The 16,462-nt window shown below is 73.2% G+C and carries 18 protein-coding genes; 15 read left to right on the forward strand and 3 right to left on the reverse strand.

The genetic code is table 11. From position 1 onward, the window contains the following. Positions 1-151: 151 nt before the first annotated feature. Positions 152-2,044, forward strand: a complete 1,893-nt coding sequence (locus ACYVP9_RS05230; protein WP_460604298.1) for a primosomal protein N' — start codon at positions 152-154, stop codon at positions 2,042-2,044. Between the two features lie 9 nt (positions 2,045-2,053). Here the strand turns inward: ACYVP9_RS05230 and ACYVP9_RS05235 are convergent, their stop codons facing one another. Further along, positions 2,054-2,332 carry a GlsB/YeaQ/YmgE family stress response membrane protein gene (locus ACYVP9_RS05235; RefSeq protein WP_460603647.1) on the reverse strand — a complete coding sequence of 93 codons (279 nt, stop codon included), beginning with the start codon at positions 2,330-2,332 and terminating at the stop codon, positions 2,054-2,056. Between the two features lie 193 nt (positions 2,333-2,525). Here ACYVP9_RS05235 and ACYVP9_RS05240 point away from each other — a divergent pair, with 193 nt between their 5' ends. Continuing rightward, positions 2,526-3,212, forward strand: coding sequence for a hypothetical protein (locus tag ACYVP9_RS05240; protein WP_460603648.1), 687 nt, complete (start codon positions 2,526-2,528; stop codon positions 3,210-3,212). Positions 3,213-3,231: 19 nt separating this feature from the next. On the opposite strand, the gene ACYVP9_RS05245 is transcribed toward ACYVP9_RS05240, so the two are convergent. Continuing rightward, positions 3,232-5,061: an MFS transporter gene (locus ACYVP9_RS05245; RefSeq protein ID WP_460604299.1), complete on the reverse strand. Its 1,830-nt coding sequence runs from the start codon at positions 5,059-5,061 to the stop codon at positions 3,232-3,234. Between the two features lie 78 nt (positions 5,062-5,139). Between ACYVP9_RS05245 and def the strand changes: the two genes are divergently transcribed. Genes def through ACYVP9_RS05260 form a run of 3 tightly spaced genes read left to right on the forward strand, consistent with a single transcriptional unit; the run spans position 5,140 to position 7,983 of the window. After that, positions 5,140-5,691, forward strand: a complete 552-nt coding sequence (gene def, locus ACYVP9_RS05250) for a peptide deformylase (protein ID WP_460603649.1) — start codon at positions 5,140-5,142, stop codon at positions 5,689-5,691. Further along, a complete protein-coding gene (gene fmt / locus ACYVP9_RS05255) occupies positions 5,691-6,617 on the forward strand; it encodes a methionyl-tRNA formyltransferase (protein WP_460603650.1) in 927 nt (308 codons plus the stop codon). The genes def and fmt overlap by 1 nt, the downstream gene beginning before the upstream one ends. Further along, on the forward strand, positions 6,610-7,983 hold the full coding sequence (locus tag ACYVP9_RS05260) for an RsmB/NOP family class I SAM-dependent RNA methyltransferase (protein ID WP_460603651.1): 1,374 nt from the start codon (positions 6,610-6,612) through the stop codon (positions 7,981-7,983). The genes fmt and ACYVP9_RS05260 overlap by 8 nt, the downstream gene beginning before the upstream one ends. Before the next feature lie 5 nt (positions 7,984-7,988). On the opposite strand, the gene ACYVP9_RS05265 is transcribed toward ACYVP9_RS05260, so the two are convergent. Next, a complete protein-coding gene (locus tag ACYVP9_RS05265) occupies positions 7,989-8,897 on the reverse strand; it encodes a hypothetical protein (protein WP_460603652.1) in 909 nt (302 codons plus the stop codon). 208 nt (positions 8,898-9,105) lie between these two features. Between ACYVP9_RS05265 and rpe the strand changes: the two genes are divergently transcribed. The 10 genes from rpe to ACYVP9_RS05315 are packed head-to-tail and all read left to right on the forward strand — an operon-like array spanning position 9,106 to position 16,430. After that, complete coding sequence (gene rpe, locus ACYVP9_RS05270; protein ID WP_460604300.1) at positions 9,106-9,768, forward strand: ribulose-phosphate 3-epimerase; 663 nt, start codon at positions 9,106-9,108, stop codon at positions 9,766-9,768. After that, positions 9,765-10,814 carry a dihydrofolate reductase family protein gene (ribD, locus tag ACYVP9_RS05275; protein ID WP_460603653.1) on the forward strand — a complete coding sequence of 350 codons (1,050 nt, stop codon included), beginning with the start codon at positions 9,765-9,767 and terminating at the stop codon, positions 10,812-10,814. Before rpe ends, ribD begins: the two co-directional genes overlap by 4 nt. Positions 10,815-10,825: 11 nt before the next feature. Continuing rightward, positions 10,826-11,437: a riboflavin synthase gene (locus tag ACYVP9_RS05280; protein ID WP_460603654.1), complete on the forward strand. Its 612-nt coding sequence runs from the start codon at positions 10,826-10,828 to the stop codon at positions 11,435-11,437. Continuing rightward, positions 11,434-12,678, forward strand: a complete 1,245-nt coding sequence (locus ACYVP9_RS05285) for a bifunctional 3,4-dihydroxy-2-butanone-4-phosphate synthase/GTP cyclohydrolase II (RefSeq protein WP_460603655.1) — start codon at positions 11,434-11,436, stop codon at positions 12,676-12,678. The genes ACYVP9_RS05280 and ACYVP9_RS05285 overlap by 4 nt, the downstream gene beginning before the upstream one ends. Further along, the gene (ribH, locus tag ACYVP9_RS05290; protein WP_460603656.1) at positions 12,675-13,166 is read left to right on the forward strand and encodes a 6,7-dimethyl-8-ribityllumazine synthase; all 492 of its coding nucleotides are present in this window, start codon (positions 12,675-12,677) and stop codon (positions 13,164-13,166) included. The genes ACYVP9_RS05285 and ribH overlap by 4 nt, the downstream gene beginning before the upstream one ends. Before the next feature lie 57 nt (positions 13,167-13,223). After that, positions 13,224-13,670, forward strand: a complete 447-nt coding sequence (locus tag ACYVP9_RS05295; protein ID WP_460603657.1) for a universal stress protein — start codon at positions 13,224-13,226, stop codon at positions 13,668-13,670. Between the two features lie 10 nt (positions 13,671-13,680). Next, on the forward strand, positions 13,681-14,760 hold the full coding sequence (locus ACYVP9_RS05300) for an adenylate/guanylate cyclase domain-containing protein (protein WP_460603658.1): 1,080 nt from the start codon (positions 13,681-13,683) through the stop codon (positions 14,758-14,760). A gap of 27 nt (positions 14,761-14,787) precedes the next feature. Continuing rightward, positions 14,788-15,051, forward strand: a complete 264-nt coding sequence (locus ACYVP9_RS05305; RefSeq protein ID WP_460603659.1) for a phosphoribosyl-ATP diphosphatase — start codon at positions 14,788-14,790, stop codon at positions 15,049-15,051. 39 nt (positions 15,052-15,090) lie between these two features. Then, entirely contained in the window at positions 15,091-15,939 is an 849-nt protein-coding gene (gene hisG, locus ACYVP9_RS05310) for an ATP phosphoribosyltransferase (protein WP_460603660.1), read from the forward strand. Positions 15,940-15,953: 14 nt separating this feature from the next. After that, a complete protein-coding gene (locus ACYVP9_RS05315) occupies positions 15,954-16,430 on the forward strand; it encodes a PH domain-containing protein (protein WP_460603661.1) in 477 nt (158 codons plus the stop codon). Positions 16,431-16,462: the final 32 nt, after the last annotated feature.

Consider the following 16,462-nt stretch of genomic DNA (forward strand, 5'->3'; position numbering starts at 1 on the left):
GGTACCCCTCGTGGGTGCCGGGCGTTCTGCGTCCCCGACGGCGGAATCGTCGTCCCCGGCTGCTAGTCATGACACCGTGACCAGCACCCGCCGCACGCCCGCCCCGCGGGCCGAACGGCAACCGGCGGCCGCGCTCCCGGTCGCGCGGCTGATGGTCGACGTCCCGCTGCCGCACCTCGACCGCCCGTTCGACTACCTCGTGCCGGCGACGCTCGACGAGGTCGTGCACGCCGGGTCCCGGGTGCGGGTGCGCTTCGCCGGACGGTTGGTCGACGCGTACGTGCTCGAGCGGGTCGACCGTTCCGAGCACGAGGGGCAGCTCGCGTTCGTCGAGCGGACGGTCGGCGACGAACCCGTCCTGACCGCCGACACGGTGGCGCTGTTCCGCGCCGTCGCCGATCGGTGGGCGGGCAACTTCGTCGACGTCGTCCGGCTCGGTGTGCCGTCACGCCACGCGAGGGCCGAGACGTCGGTGCCCAAGGACGCGGGGGAGCTGCCCGACCCGCCCGATCCGGGTTTCGCGCGTTACCGCGCGGGTGCCGCGTTCCTCGCGGCCGTGGCGGACGGACGGGCCGCACGCGCCGTACAGGCGGTGCTGCCCGACGACGACTGGGCCGACCGGTTGGCCGAGGCCGTGCGCTGCGCCCACGACGCCGGACGTGGGGCCGTCGTCGTCGTGCCCGACGTGCGCGACCTCGCCCGCCTCGACGCCGCCGTCACCAGCGTGCTCGGCACGGGACGCCACGTCGCGCTGTCGGCCGATCTGGGTCCCGCCGAGCGCTACCGGCGCTGGCTGGCCGTGCGGCGCGGGGTCGTACGCGTGGCGATCGGCACCCGGGCCGCCGCCTACGCGCCGGTCGCCGACCCCGGGTTGCTGGCGATCTGGGACGACGGCGACGACCTGCACGCCGAACCGCGGGCGCCCTACCCGCACGTGCGCGACGTGCTCGCGCTGCGCAGCGCGATGACGGGCGCGGCGCTGCTGGTCGCGGGCTTCGCCCGCACCGCCGAGGCGCAGCTGCTGCTCGAGACGAACTGGGCTCACGAAGTGGTCGCCGACCGGGCGGTGTTGCGCGCCGCGATGCCCCGGGTGCGTCCGGTGGGCGACGACATCGAGGTGGCACGCGACCCGGCGGCCGCGGCGGCACGACTGCCCAGCCTGGCCTGGCGCACCACACGCGAGGCGCTGGCCGCGGGGGCGCCCGTGCTCGTCCAGGTGCCCCGCGGCGGTTACGTGCCCGCCCTCGCGTGCGCCCGCGACCGCACCCCCGCGCGCTGCACGGTCTGCAGCGGCCCGCTCGCCGCCCACGGCGAGGGCGTGCCCAGCTGCCGGTGGTGCGGTCGGCCCGCGGCCGACTGGCGGTGTCCCGAGTGCGGCGGGCGTGCCCTGCGTGCGGTCGTCGTCGGTTCGGCGCGCACCGCCGAGGAGCTCGGGCGGGCGTTCCCCGGGGTGACCGTCCGCACGTCGGGCGGCGACCGGGTCGTCGATGCCGTCGACGCGGCACCCGCCGTGGTCGTCGCCACGCCCGGTGCCGAACCGCCCGCGGCCGGCGGCTACGGCGCCGCGCTGCTGCTCGACGGGTGGGCGCTGCTGTCACGCCCCGACCTGCGCGCCGGGGAGGAGACCCTGCGCCGATGGTGCAACGCGGCGGCGCTCGTCCGTCCGGGCGGCACGGTGGTCGTCGGCGCCGACGCCGGCCTGCCGGTCGTCCAGGCGCTCGTGCGGTGGGACCCGGGCGGCGCGGCGCGGCGCGAACTGAGCGAACGCGACGAGCTCGGCCTGCCGCCGGCCACGCGCATGGCCTCGCTCACCGGCACGCCGGTGGCGGTGGCGGAACTGATGGCCGCCGCCCACCTGCCCGCGTCGGCGGACGTCGTCGGGCCGGTGCCCGCCGGCGACGACACCGAGCGGGTGCTCGTCCGCGTCCGGCGCGGAGAGGGCGTCGCGCTCGCCCGCGCGTTAAAGACCGCCGCGGCGGGCCGATCGGCCCGCCGCGACGCCGACCCGGTGCGGATCGACCTCGACCCGCTCCAGGTGCTGTGAGTTCTGGTGTCAGCCGCGCACCGTACGGCGGCCGCCGACCTTCAGCCAGATGAGCAGCACGATCACGGAACCGATGATCGAGCCGATGATGCCGGACGGCTGGAAGAAGCCCTCGGAACTGTCCTTGTGGAAGATGAGGTAGCCGAGGAACCCGCCGACGAACGAGCCGACGATGCCGATGAGGATCGTCATCGGGATCGAGATGTCCTGCTTGCCGGGGATGAGCAGCCGGGCCACGGCGCCGGCGATGAGGCCGATGACGATGAGGCTGATGATCAGTCCGAGCATGTGAGTGTCTCCTTGGAAGGGGCGCGCGGCGTCCGCTCCGGTTGCGGACCACTCGCTGACGCTGATGTGTCAGTGATGCCCGATGGGTGCGCGTTGTAACCAGTTCGGTGGGGTTGATCGGTTACCGGCGAGTCGGTGGGATTTTCGGACCCACGACGGGTAGAAAGGGCGCTCGCGCGGGCACCGTGGGGCCGTGGGCGCTGACGGCAATCCTGTGCGCGAAGGTCTTCGTGCGCGCGACGACGAGCAGAAGGACGACGGCGACCACAAGGACGGGTCGCAGGGTCGTCCGCTGGCCTCGCCCCTGCCCGTGGGCCTGCTCGGCCTCACGGTCGGCTCGCTGATGCTGTGCGGCAAGCAGTTCGGCTGGCTGGCCGACGACCAGGGTCAGGCGCTCGCGCTGTGCCTGCTTGGCTTCGTCGCGCCGTTGCAGCTGCTCGGGTTCGTCTTTGCCGTCCTCGCCCGCGACGGCGGTTTCGCCGTGGCCGCCGCGGTGTACGCCGGCACCTGGACGGCGACCGGCCTGGTCGGCCTCGTCACCCCACCGGGAGGACACAGTCCGGCGCTGGGGCTGCTGCTGATCGCCGCCGCGGCGGCGTTGCTCGCGCCGTTGTCGACCTCCGTCCGCAGCAAACCGTTGATCGCCGTCATCGTCGCGCTGGGAGCCGTCCGCTTCGTCACGTCAGGGGTGTTCGAACTCGGCGGTTCGGCGGCGTCCGCGACCGTCAGCGGCTGCATCGGACTCGCGCTGAGTGCGGTGGGGTTGTACGCGGGTGTCGCGTACACGCTCGAGGACGTGACGGGACGTGCGGTACTGCCGACGCTGCGGCGTGGCGACGACGGCGTCGAGGCCGAGGCCGGCGTGCGGGACGAGCTCTGACCCGTCCCGCACGCAGGGGTCAGTCGCGGTGGCGTCCGCCGGCGACGGCGTCCTCGTACGCGACCTCTTCGCCGGGCACGGCCGGGACGGCGAGCGCGTCGCCCTCGCGGGCCAGGCCGTCCTCCATGGCGCCGACGACGGAGTCGCTGTGGGCGTCGGCGTGCACGAACTTCTTGCCGCGCATGAGCGAGGCACCCGCGGCGACCAGCAGCATGACGATCGACGCGGTGAACGCGATCGCGAGGCCGTGGCGGAACGGATCGCTGATGAGGTCGGGGAAGAAGGAGCCGTTGTAGATCTTGTCGGCGACGGCCGGGCTCGCGTTGGGGACGAGTTCCTTGATCGGATTACCGCCGAGGAACGCGGCGAACAGGATGCCGACGGGGGAGGCGTGCGACGCCGCGGCCGCCTGGGACGGGTCGACGCCCGCCTGCACCAGACCGGAGTTCATCGCGTCCGGCAGCCGTCCGGCCAGGCCCACGGCCATGAGCGTGAAGAACCCGCCCATCGACAGCACCATGCCGGCGTTCATGCCGGTGGCCCGGATGCCGGAGGCGGCGCCGCGCGAGGACGCCGGCACCGCGTTCATGATGGCGGCGGAGTTCGGTGCGGCCATGAGGCCCATGCCGATGCCGTTGAGGGCCAGCAGCGCCGCGAAGATGCGGTAGTCGAAGTCCGCGGGCAGCGCGATCAGCCCGGCGAAGGTGGCAGCGGTGAGCAGCAGGCCGCCGGTGGCGAAGGCACGAGCGCCGAAACGGTCGGAGATCGCGCCGGACGCGGGTCCGGCGACGAGGAAGCCGAGCGTCAGCGGAACCATGTAGATGCCCGCCCACAGCGGGGTGTCCTCGAAGTCGTAGCCGTGCAGCGGCAGCCAGATGCCCTGCAGCCAGATGATGAGCATGAACTGCAGGCCACCGCGCGACATCGAGGCCAGCAGGTTGACCGCCTGCCCGGCGGAGAACGCGCGGATGCGGAACAACCGCATGTCGATCATCGGCTCGGCCACGTGCAACTCGATGGCCACGAACGCGACGAGCAACGCCAGCCCACCGAGGCCGCAGGTCAGCACGAGCGGCGAGGTCCAGCCCATGGTGTGGCCGCCGTAGGGCTGCAGGCCGTAGGTGATGCCGATCAGCAGGGCGATGAGACCGACGCCGAACGCCAGGTTGCCCCACCAGTCGATGACGATCCGGCGTGACGTGTCGCGCGGCTTGTCGTGCAGGGTGCGGTACCCCATCCACGTGCCCCACACGCCGATCGGGACGCTGACCCAGAACACCGCGCGCCAGTCCCACTCGGAGAGCAGTCCGCCGATGATGAGACCGAGGAACGACCCCGCGAGGGCCGAGACCTGGTTGACGCCGAGCGCGAAACCGCGGCGGGCGGGCGGGAACGCGTCGGTGATGATCGCGGTCGAGTTCGCCATGACCATCGCGCCGCCGACACCCTGCACGATGCGCCAGATGATGATCTCGAGCGCACCCGCGGCACCGCCGTTGGGCACGAGTGCGCACCCGATCGAGCCCACGGTGAAGATCAGGAAGCCCAGGTTGAACAGCTTCGCCCGGCCGTACTGGTCGCCGAGGCGTCCGAACGTCACCACGAGCACGGCGGTGACGAGCAGGAAACCCATCAGCATCCACAGCAGGTAGGAGATGTTCTGCGGCGCCAGGGGATCGAGGCCTAGGCCGCGGAAGATCGCCGGCAGCGAGATGAGCAGGATCGAGGAGTTCAGCGTGGCGGCCAGGATGCCGACCGTCGTGACCGACAGCGCGACGCGGCGCTCGTGCGCTGCCGCGTGGTCGTCGGGACGGTCGGACGGGGCGGCCGGAGTGGTCGCGCGGTTCAACAGTGACACGGGTGTCCTTTCGTTCGTTAGGCATCCTAACTAAATCTCAGGCACGCGTGCTCGCCTAAACTCGAAAATGTGACCGTTCAGCCCATCCGACTCTTCGGCGACCCCGTCCTGCGCACCCCGGCCGACGTCGTGACCGACTTCGACAAGGAGTTGCGCACCCTCGTCGCCGACCTCACCGAGACGATGATGGACGCGCCCGGCCAGGGCCTGGCGGCGCCGCAGATCGGGGTCGGGCTGCGGGTGTTCACCTTCCACATCCGCGAGGGCGGGGGTTCGGGGCACCTGATCAACCCGGTGCTGCACTTCCCGTCCGACGAGGAGCAGGACGGCCCCGAGGGCTGCCTGTCCATCCCGGGACTGCAGTTCGACTGCCGCCGGCGCGAACACGTCATCGCCCACGGCCAGAACATGTACGGCGATCCGATCACCATCGAGGGTTCGGCCATGCTGTCGCGCGCCATCCAGCACGAGACCGACCACCTCGACGGCGTCCTGTTCGTCGACCGGCTCGACCCCGAGGCCCGCAAGGCGGCCATGAAGGCCATCCGCGAGGCGGAGTGGGCGGGCCTGCCCGCGCCCACGGTCAAGGTCAGCCCGCACGAGTCCCCGCGTCCGCGGTAATGCGGCTCGTCCTCGCCGGCACCCCGTCGCCGGCCGTTCCCACGCTGCGCGCGCTGCTCGAGTCGCCCCGCCACGAGGTGGTCGCGGTCGTCACCCGCCCGCCGGCGCGCGCCGGCCGCGGGCGCCGTACCACCGAGTCGCCCGTGGCGGCCACCGCCCGTGAGGTGGGGATTCCGGTGCTGAGCCCGGCGACGCCGTCCGACCCCGACTTCCAGAAGCAGTTGCGCGAACTCGGGCCCGACTGCTGCCCCGTCGTCGCCTACGGCGCGTTGCTGCCGCCCAGTGCGTTGGAGATTCCCACCCACGGCTGGGTGAATCTGCACTTCTCGCTGCTGCCGGCCTGGCGCGGCGCGGCGCCGGTGCAGCACGCGATCCTGCACGGTGACGACGTCACCGGCGCGTCGACGTTCCTCATCGAGAAGGGCCTCGACACCGGCCCGGTGTTCGGAGTCGTCACCGAGGCGATCCGGCCGACCGACACCGCGGGCGATCTGCTCGAACGGCTGGCCGACAGCGGTGCGGGATTGATGGTGGCCACCATGGACGGCATCGAGGACGGCGTGCTGGACCCCCAGCCGCAGAGCGCCGACGGTGTGTCCTTCGCCCCCAAGATCGAGGTCGCCGACGCCGAGGTGCCGTGGGCCGAACCCGGACGTCACGTCGAACGGCTGACCCGCGCCTGCTGGCCCAACCCCGGTGCCTGGACGACCTTCCGCGGCGAGCGGATCAAGCTGGGTGCCGTCTCGCTGCGTGCCGGCACCTCGCTGGCGCCGGGCGAACTGGCCGTCGTGCGCGACGCCGTGCTCGCCGGCACCGGCACGCTCGAGGTTGCGCTGGGCACCGTGCAGCCGGCCGGCAAGCGTCCGATGCCGGCCGCCGACTGGGCCCGCGGGGCGCGGCTCGAACCGGGGGAGCGGTGTGGCTGAGCGGCCCCGCCGGCCACAGCGCCCACAGCGCTCGCAGAACCGTCCTCGTCGTGGTCCGGTTGATCCGGCCCGGCAGGTCGCCTGGCACCTGCTCGTGGCCGTCCGCGCCGACGACGCGTACGCCAACCTGGCGCTGCCGCGGCTGATCACCGAGCGCCGGCTCGAAGGACGCGACGCGGCGCTCGCGACCGAGCTCGGCTACGGCGCGTTGCGCGCGCAGGGCACGCTCGACGCGGTGCTGGCCCGCTGCGTCGACCGCGATCTGCGCGAGGTCGACCCCGGCGTCCTCGACCTGCTGCGGCTCGGCGCCTACCAGTTGCTGCGCACCCGTATCCCCGCCCACGCCGCGGTGACCACCACCGTCGACCTCGCGCCCGCTGTCGGCCACGGACGGGCCGGCGGCTTCGTCAACGCCGTCCTGCGCAAGGTGTCCGCGCACGACTGGCAGGGTTGGACAGACCAACTGACCCGCGACCTGCCGCCGCTCGAGGCGCTCGCCCTGCGGCACGCGCACCCGGTGTGGATCGCGGACGCGTTCGCGGCCGCGCTCGGCGACGACCCGTCCGGCGACCTCGCCGAGACCGGCCGCGCGCTCGAGGCCGACGACGCCCGGCCGCAGACGCACCTCGTGGCCTGGCCCGGCCGCAGCACCCGCGACGAACTGCTCGAGGCCGGCGGGGTGGCCGGTCCGTACTCGCCCTACGCGGTGCGGCTCGACGGCGGCGAACCCGGGTCGCTCGCCGCGGTGCGCGAACGGCGCGCGGGCGTCCAGGACGAGGGCAGCCAGCTGTGCGCGCTCGCGCTCGCCGCCGCGCCGCTCGACGGGCCGGACGCCCGCTGGCTCGACGCCTGTGCCGGTCCCGGCGGCAAGGCGGCGTTGCTCGCCGCGCTGGCCGCCGGCCGCGGGGCGACGCTCGTCGCCAACGAGCGACGCGAGCACCGTGCCGAGCTGGTGCGATCGGTCACCGCGCACTGGGGCGTCGAGGTCACCGTCGGTGACGCCCGCGCGCTCGAGGGGTCCTACGACCGGGTGCTGCTCGACGCGCCGTGCACCGGACTCGGCGCGCTGCGGCGCCGTCCCGAGGCCCGGTGGCGGCGGCGCGCCGACGACGTGGCCGAGCTGGCCGCGCTGCAGCGCGAGCTGCTCGCCGCCGCGCTGCGGGTCACCCGTGCGGGTGGGGTGGTCGCCTACGTCACCTGCTCGCCGCACCCCGCCGAGACGACCGACGTCGTGGCCGGCCACCGGCTCGAGGACGCACGGCCGCTGTTCCCCGGCGTCCCCGACCTGGGCGACGGGCCGACGGTGCAGCTGTGGCCGCACCGCCACGGCACCGACGCGATGTTCCTCGCGCTCGTGCGGGCCTGACCGGCCTAACTGCCCTGGATCCTGCTGACGGCGAAGTCGTCGAAGTACACGTCCGCCGGGCCGTGCACCTGCAGCGCGACCTCGGGGGAGACGCTCCAGGAGTACGTGCTCGTCGAGTTGGCGTACGTCGTACTGACCAGCGGCGTGCCGTCCAGGCGCATCGCCAGGAAGGCCGACCCGTCGGCGCGCTGCACGCACTGGGCCGACAAGTGCTGCGACGTGCCCGAGGTCAGGCCGGAAACGCCGGTCCGCTTGGCGATGACGTGGTCGACGCCGTCGGTGGCGCTGCGGACGGAAATGATCGCGACCGACGACGTGAGGGTGAGCACGAACCCGGAGTACCCGGTGCCGTTGCGCGCCGTCGCGCTCCAGCACACGAAGCCGGCACCGCCGCTGGCGGCGTTGCGGGTGCCGAGGTCGACGTCGAGCTGGACGCTGCCCGTCGGCGTGAAGCCCGTCGTCCTGACCGGGGCGGTGGCGTAGTTGAGGCCCGGTTGCGGGTTGGCGAGGTGGTACGTCTCGGTGGCCGTGTCGTAGCCACTGGTGAAGTCAGAGGTGCTGGTGGGCTCGTGCGACTCCCACCCGCTGTCCTCGTCGGAGAAGGTGTCGCACCAGCTCGCCCCGGGGTCCGTGCACGCCCCGATGCCGCTGGCCGCGCTCGGCGTCGTCGAGCCGCTCGTGGTCCCGGCGTCGTCGGAGGCGGGGGCGGAGGCGGGGTCGGAGGCTGCGGGGTCGGAGGCGGCAGGATCGGACGCCGCGGGGTCGGACGCTGCGGCCGGATCGGCACCCGACGCCGCCGCCGACGGGTCCGAGGTGCCGCCGAACACGGTCGTTCCGCCGTCCGATCCGCACGCGGACACGGTCAGCGCAGCACCGACGAGTACGCAGAGGGCGAGGCGTCGCGCAGCGGTCACCGTGGGCTCCTGTCGAGCGGGGAGATCGAGGTCGCGCGCAGCCAAACATCTCGTCGTCGCACTGCCCAGACGGGCGGACCGGTTTGCCCGGACCGTGGAGAAGATCGGGTCCAACGTCCCTGCGGAACCGGCCCGGCCCATCGTCGCTAAGGTCAGGGTGGTGACGAATCCCGGGCACGGAACGGCCCATTCCGGCGGCGCCGAGCCGATGATCGCGCCCAGCATCCTGTCCGCCGACTTCGCCCGGCTGGCGGACGCCGCCGACAGCGTGTCGCGGGCCGACTGGCTGCACGTCGACGTGATGGACAACCACTTCGTGCCCAACCTGACGCTCGGGCTGCCCGTGGTGAAGAGCCTGTACGCCGCCACCGAGCTGCCGCTCGACTGCCACCTCATGATCGACGACCCGCTGCGCTGGGCCCCCGGGTACGCCGAGGCGGGCGCGACGAACGTGACCTTCCACGTCGAGGCGGCGGGCGACGACGCGGTCGAGACGGCACGCGCGATCCGCGCGGCCGGGGCGCTGGCCGGCCTGTCGGTCAAGCCCGGTACCCCGATCGAGCCCTATCTCGACCTGCTGCGCGAGTTCGACACGCTGCTGGTGATGACCGTCGAGCCCGGCTTCGGCGGGCAGGAGTTCATGGCCGAGACGCTGCCGAAGGTGCGGTGGGCGCGCGAGCACGTGCGCTCGGGTCACCTGCGACTGTTCGTCGAGGTCGACGGCGGCATCGCGCCCGACACCATCGAGGCTGCCGCCGAGGCCGGCGCCGACGTGTTCGTCGCGGGCTCGGCCGTGTTCGGTGCCGACGACCCGTCCCGCGCGGTCGAGGCGCTGCGCGACCAGGCCCGCACCGCCATGGCACGTGCATGACGGTCACCGAGGCCGAGCAGGCCGCCATGCATCGGGCGCTGGCGCTGGCAGACCTGGTGCGCGGCACGACGAGCCCGAACCCGGCGGTCGGCGCCGTGGTGCTGTCGGCGGACGGACGGCTGGCCGGTGAGGGGGCCACCACCCCCGCCGGTGGCCCGCACGCCGAGGTGGTCGCCCTCGGCGCGGCGGGGGAGGCCGCGCGCGGCGGCACCGTCGTCGTCACCCTCGAACCGTGCAACCACACCGGACGCACCGGTCCCTGCGTCGAGGCGCTGCTCGAGGCCGGCGTCCGCCGGGTGGTCTTCGCCGTCACCGATCCCAACCCCGAGGCAGCCGACGGGGCGGCAGCGCTGCGCGAGGCCGGGGTCGAGGTCGCCGGCGGCATCGAGGAGCACGCCGCGGCCAGCGGGGCGCTGCGCCCGTGGCTGCACGCGATGCGCACCGGCAGGCCGTTCGTCACCTGGAAGTACGCGGCCACCCTGGACGGTCGCGTCGCCGCCGCCGACTGGACCGCCCGGTGGATCTCTTCCGCGGCCTCGCGTGCCGACGCCCACCACCTGCGTGCGGTGGTCGACGCGATCGTGGTCGGCAGCGGCACCGTGCTGGCCGACGACCCGCACCTGACCGTCCGCCCCGCCGAGCCCGAGGTGGGCACGGCGCTGCCCGTGGGGCGCCAGCCACTGCGGGTCGTGCTCGACCGCCGCCACCGCGTGGCCCCGGACGCCCGCGTTCTCGACGACGCCGCCGAGACCCTGGTGCTCGACACCGCGGTGCCGCAGTTCGCGCTGAAGGCCCTCTACGACCGCGGGGTGCGGCAGGTGCTGCTCGAGGGCGGGCCCACCCTGGCGGGCGCGTTCGTCGAGGCCCGCTGCATCGACGAGGTCGTCGCCTACCTCGCGCCGACCCTTCTCGGCTCCGGGCCGTCGGCCCTGGGTGACGCAGGTATCGGAACACTGACCGACGCGCTGCGGTTGGACATCGAGTCGGTCGCGCGCATCGGGGACGACGTCAAGATCGTCGCCCGGCCGCAGTGGGACGAAGCCTGACGGGAGATCGAGTGTTCACCGGAATCGTCGAGGAGACGGGCGAGGTCGTCGCGCTCAGCAACGCCGGCCGCAGCGAGTCGGCGGTGCTGACCGTCCGCGCCGCCACGATCACCGACGACCTCGTGCACGGCGCGTCCATCGCCGTCGACGGCGTGTGCCTCACCGTCGTCGGATGGGACGGCGCCGCCGGGCAGGTCGAGATCGCCTTCGACGTGATGGGCGAGACACTGTCGCGCTCGTCGCTCGGTGCCCTCGCCGTCGGCGACCGCGTCAACCTCGAGCGCGCGGTGCGCGCGGACGCCCGCCTCGACGGCCACGTCGTGCAGGGCCACGTCGACGGCACCGGAAGCGTGGTGTCGCGCACACCGGGTGACGTGTGGGAGACCGTCCGCTTCGGCCTGCCGGCCGAGCTGGCCCGTTACGTCGCCGAGAAGGGGTCGATCGCCGTCGACGGCGTGTCGCTCACGGTCTCGGCCGTCGGGCCCGACTGGTTCGAGGTGGGCTTGATCCCAGAGACGTTGCGCGCCACCACGCTCGGGAACAAGTCTGAGGGCGACCCCGTGAACCTGGAGGTGGACGTGCTCGCGAAGTACGTGGCCCGACTGCTGGACACCCGCGCGTGAGCAGCCCCGTCCGACTCGACCCCATCGAGCGCGCGATCACGGACATCAAGTCCGGGCGTGCGGTCGTCGTCATCGACGACGAGGACCGTGAGAACGAGGGCGACCTCATCTTCGCCGCCGAACTCGCGACCCCCGAGCTCGTCGCGTTCATGGTCCGCTACACGTCCGGGTACGTCTGCGCGTCGCTGACCGAGGCGGACGCCGACCGGCTCGACCTGCCGCCGATGGTGCACTCGAACCAGGACCGTCGCGGCACCGCCTACGCCGTGACCGTCGACGCGCGCGAGGGCGTGACCACGGGCATCTCGGCCGCCGACCGCGCCCACACCATCAGGCTGCTGGCCGACCCCGACTCCGACGCCACCGCGTTCGCCCGCCCCGGCCACGTCGTGCCGTTGCGCGCGAAGGACGGCGGCGTGCTGCGCCGTCCGGGCCACACCGAGGCCGCCGTCGACCTGGCCACGCTGGCCGGGCTGCACCCCGCCGGCGTGCTGTGCGAGGTCGTCAGCGAGAAGGACCCGGCCGGCATGGCCCGCGCCGCCGAACTGCGGGCCTTCGCCGACGAGCACGAGCTCGCGCTGATCTCGATCGCCGACCTCATCGCCTACCGCCGCCGGTTCGAGAAGCTGGTGACGCGCGTCGCCTCGGCCCGCGTGCCGCTGCGCTACGGCGAGTTCACGGCGTTCGGCTACTCGTCCAGCTACGACGAACGCGAGCACCTCGCCTTCGTCTACGGCGACATCGGCGACGGTGAGGACGTGCTCGTGCGCGCCCACAGCGAGTGCCTCACCGGCGACGTGTTCGGCTCGCTGCGTTGTGACTGCGGACCCCAGCTGGACGCCGCGCTCGCGGCCGTCGCGAAGGAGGGTCGCGGGGTGGTGCTGTACATGCGCGGCCACGAGGGCCGCGGCATCGGCCTGCTGCACAAGCTGCAGGCCTACCAGCTGCAGGACGCCGGGGCCGACACCGTCGACGCCAACCTCGAGCTCGGTCTGCCTGCCGACGCGCGTGATTACGGCACAGGTGCGCAAATTCTCGTCGACCTCGGCATCAGGTCGATGCGGCTGCTCACCAACAACCCGGCGAAGCGTGCCGGCCTCGAGGGCTACGGGCTGCGCATCCTGGGCCGCGAACCGTTGCCCGTGCACGCCAACCCCGAGAACCTGCGCTACCTGCAGACCAAGCGTGACCGCATGGGTCACGCCGACGACTTCTTCGACGAGACGGAGGCGGGGAGTTGAGCGGCGAGGGCGCACCGGCGCTGTCGGTGGAGGGTGCAAGCGGGTTGCGCGTGGCCGTGGTCGCCGCGCAGTGGCACACCGCCGTCATGGACGGGTTGCTCGACGGCGCCCGCCGGGCGCTCGCCGAGGCCGGCGTCGAGCGGGTGACCGAGTTCCGCGTGCCGGGCGCGTTCGAGCTGCCGGTCGTAGCCGGACGGCTCGCCCGCGGCGTCGGCACGCAGGGCTTCGACGCCATCGTCGCGCTGGGCGTCGTCATCCGCGGTGGCACTCCGCACTTCGACTACGTGTGCCAGGCCGCGACCGACGGGCTCACCGACGTGTCCGTCCGCTTCGGCGTGCCCGTCGGGTTCGGCTTGCTCACCTGCGACGACGAGCAGCAGGCGCTCGACCGCGCCGGGCTGCCCGAGTCCCACGAGGACAAGGGTCACGAGGCCGCGCAGGCGGCCCTCGCGACCGCCCTCCTGGTCCGCGCGTACCCGCGCGGCTGACCGCCGCTGCCGCTAGGGTCGGCAGCGACCGTTCCCCGCGAAAGGTTGATCCGCACCATGGCCGCTTACCGCACGATCGTCGTCGGCACGGACGGCTCCGACACCTCGTTCCTCGCCGTCGACCGCGCCGGAGCCATCGCCGCCGACACCGGCGCGACCCTCGTCGTCGCCTGCGCCTACGAGCCCGAGAAGCCCGACACGTCCGCCCAGGACGCACTCGGCGAGGACGCCTACCAGGTGGTCGGGTCCGCACCCGCCGAGGACACCGTCAGCCGCGCCCGTGACCGCGCCGCCGCGGCGGGCGCGACGTCCGTCGAGACGGTGACCCTGCAGGGCAAGCCGTCCGCCTCGCTGCGCGAGCTCGTGAAGCAGCGCGACGCAGACCTCATCGTCGTGGGCAACCGCGGCCTCAACACCCTGGCCGGACGGATCCTCGGCTCGGTGCCGCAGGACATCGTCCGCCACATGCCCATCGACGTCCTCGTCGTGCACACGACCGGCTGACCCGCCCGTCGTGACCGACCCCGGCGCCGCTGCCGACCCGCCGGAGGACGCCGCAGCGGGCGCTGCCGAACCGGTCGGGCAGATCGCCGAGGCCGCCGCCGTCGACGTCCCCCGGTTGTTCGAGCGCGTCGAGCAGGCCCTGCTCGACGGCCCGCGCCGCTGGACCGCCGACGAGGTGGCCGAGCGGGCCGGGGTCACCCGGGACGAGGCCGCGTCGCTGTGGCGGGCACTCGGCTTCGCGACCGGGACGGCCGACGACGCCGTCTACACCGACCGTGACGTCGAGGCCGTGAAACTCGTCCAGCAGCTGCGCGGCACCGGGTTCGCCGACGACGAACTGGTGTCGGCGATGACGCGCCTGTTCGGACAGACCTTCTCGCGGCTCGCCTCGTGGCAGGGACAGCTCATCCTGCAGACCCTCGCCGACCACCCCGACGTGCTGCGGTCGGCCGACGCGCTGGTCGACGTCGTGCACGAGGTCGGCCCGCCGATCGAGCAGCTGCAGAACTACGTGTGGCGTCGGCAGCTGGTCGCCTTCTTCGCGCGTGCCGCGGCCCGGGCGACGCCGTCCGGGTCGGACGTCTCGGCCTCGCTCGCGACCGAGCTCGCGATCGGCTTCGTGGACATGTCCGGCTTCACGGCCCTGACCCGACGCGCCACCGAGGCCGAGCTGCGGCGGTTGCTGGAGGCCTTCGAATCGCTGGCCACCGACGTCGTCGGCGGGCACGGCGGCCGCATCGTCAAGACCATCGGCGACGAGGTCATGTTCCAGGCCGAGGACGCCGTCGCCGCCGCCGACATCGCGCTGGACCTCGTCGAACGGGACGACGGGCCCACCGACCTCCCGCCGCTGCGGGGCGGGGTGGCGTTCGGACCGGTGGTGAGCAGGCTGGGCGACGTCTACGGCTCGACCGTGAACATCGCGAGCCGGCTGACGTCCATCGCGCGTCCCGGCACGGTGCTGGTCGACAAGGTGATGCGCGAGACGCTCCACGGTGACGAGCGCTTCTACCTCAAGTCGGTGCGCCCGGAGTCGGTGCGCGGTTTCAGCCACCTGAGACCCTGGCGGCTGCGGCGCGCCGAGCGCTGAGGCCCCCTCGGTAGGCTGGGCCCCGAGATGAAGACCTTCGACGAGCTGTACGCCGAGCTGCGGGAACGCCAACGCGACCGTCCCGAGGGGTCGGGCACGGTCGCCGCCCTCGACGCCGGCGTGCACGAGCAGGGCAAGAAGGTCGTCGAGGAGGCCGCCGAGGTGTGGATGGCGGTCGAGCACGAGTCGGCCGAGCGCGCGGCAGAGGAGATCAGCCAGCTGCTCTACCGCATCCAGGTGATCATGCTCGGCGCCGGCGTCGAGCTCGAGGACGTCTACCGACATCTGTAGGAGCGCCCACCGCCCCTACCCACGGACAAGGCACTGTTCATGCTCCGCATCGCCGTTCCCAACAAGGGCTCGCTCGCCGAGCCCGCCAGCCAGATGCTCGTCGAGGCCGGCTACCGCCAGCGCCGCGACAGCCGCGAGCTCGTCCTGTACGACGCCGACAACGACACCGAGTTCTTCTTCCTCCGGCCGCGTGACATCGCGACCTACGTCGGTTCCGGCCAGCTCGACGTCGGCATCACCGGCGAGGACCTGCTGCTCGACTCCGGCGCAAAGGCCGACCCGATCCTGCCGCTCGGCTTCGGTGGCTCGACGTTCCGCTGGGCGGCCATCGCCGGCACGATCGCGTCCGTCGACGAGCTCGCCGGCAAGCGCATCGCCACCGCCTACGAGGGCGTCGTGACGTCCTACCTGACCAGGCACGGCATCTCCGCCGAGGTCATCCGGCTCGACGGTGCCGTCGAGACGTCGGTCAAGCTCGGCGTCGCCGACGTGATCGCCGACGTCGTCTCCACCGGCACGACCCTGCGCAACGCCGGCCTCGAGGTGTTCGGCGAGCCGCTGCTGACCAGCGAGGCGGTGCTGGTGCGCCGGCAGGGCGGCGAGTCGGCGCAGGCCGCCGTCGACCAGTTGGTGCGGCGGCTGCAGGGCGTGATCATCGCCCGGCAGTACGTGATGATGGACTACGACATCCCCGAGGCACTCGTCGCGCAGGCGGTGGCCATCACGCCCGGCATCGAGTCGCCCACGGTGGCGCCGCTGCACGAGAAGAGCTGGTGCGCCGTCCGCTCGATGGTCAAGCGGCGCGACACCAACCGCGTCATGGACGAGCTCTGGGAGCTCGGCGCCCGGGGCGTCCTCGTCACCGCGATCGCGGCCTGCCGGCTGTGAGCGGGGGAGCGTCCGTGAGCGACACCGGCAGCGACACCGGGACCGTCGTCGAGGCCCGTCCGGTCAAGACGGCGCGCATCGCCAACGCGAGCGCCGCGGTGGCGCTGATCGTGTTCGTCCTCGTCGCGATCTTCATGAAGGACGCGAACGCGGGCGCCTACTTCGCCGAGAGCGACCAGATCTTCACCGTGATCCTCGGGCTGATCGTCGCCGGTGGGTTGCGGCTCCCGGCCCGGCCGCGGATGCGGGCGGACGCCACGGGCGTGCACAGCAAGAGCTACCTCGGCTCCTACCGGTTCATCCCGTGGGAGGCCGTCGTCGCGGTCGAGTTCCCGAAGTCGGTGCGGTTCGCACAGCTGCGACTGCCGGGCAACGAGCGGCTCGCGATCTACGCGGTGCAGCGCATGGACGGCGAGTACGCCGTCGACACCATGCGCAAGCTGCGCGCCCTCCACGCCGCGAGCAGGCCGCCGGAGCCCGGCACCGACTGAGCGAACGGCGGGTTTCGGTACACCCCGCCCAT

The organism is Jatrophihabitans fulvus, assembly GCF_054781375.1.

Excerpts from the sequence above, each read along its gene's own strand:
- ACYVP9_RS05230 (WP_460604298.1), top strand. The coding sequence starts at position 152 with ATGGTCGACGTCCCGCTGCCGCACCTCGACCGCCCGTTCGACTACCTC.
- ACYVP9_RS05235 (WP_460603647.1), bottom strand. The coding sequence starts at position 2,332 with ATGCTCGGACTGATCATCAGCCTCATCGTCATCGGCCTCATCGCCGGC.
- fmt (WP_460603650.1), top strand. The coding sequence starts at position 5,691 with ATGCGGCTCGTCCTCGCCGGCACCCCGTCGCCGGCCGTTCCCACGCTG.
- rpe (WP_460604300.1), top strand. The coding sequence starts at position 9,106 with ATGATCGCGCCCAGCATCCTGTCCGCCGACTTCGCCCGGCTGGCGGAC.
- ribD (WP_460603653.1), top strand. The coding sequence starts at position 9,765 with ATGACGGTCACCGAGGCCGAGCAGGCCGCCATGCATCGGGCGCTGGCG.
- ACYVP9_RS05295 (WP_460603657.1), top strand. The coding sequence starts at position 13,224 with ATGGCCGCTTACCGCACGATCGTCGTCGGCACGGACGGCTCCGACACC.
- ACYVP9_RS05305 (WP_460603659.1), top strand. The coding sequence starts at position 14,788 with ATGAAGACCTTCGACGAGCTGTACGCCGAGCTGCGGGAACGCCAACGC.
- hisG (WP_460603660.1), top strand. The coding sequence starts at position 15,091 with ATGCTCCGCATCGCCGTTCCCAACAAGGGCTCGCTCGCCGAGCCCGCC.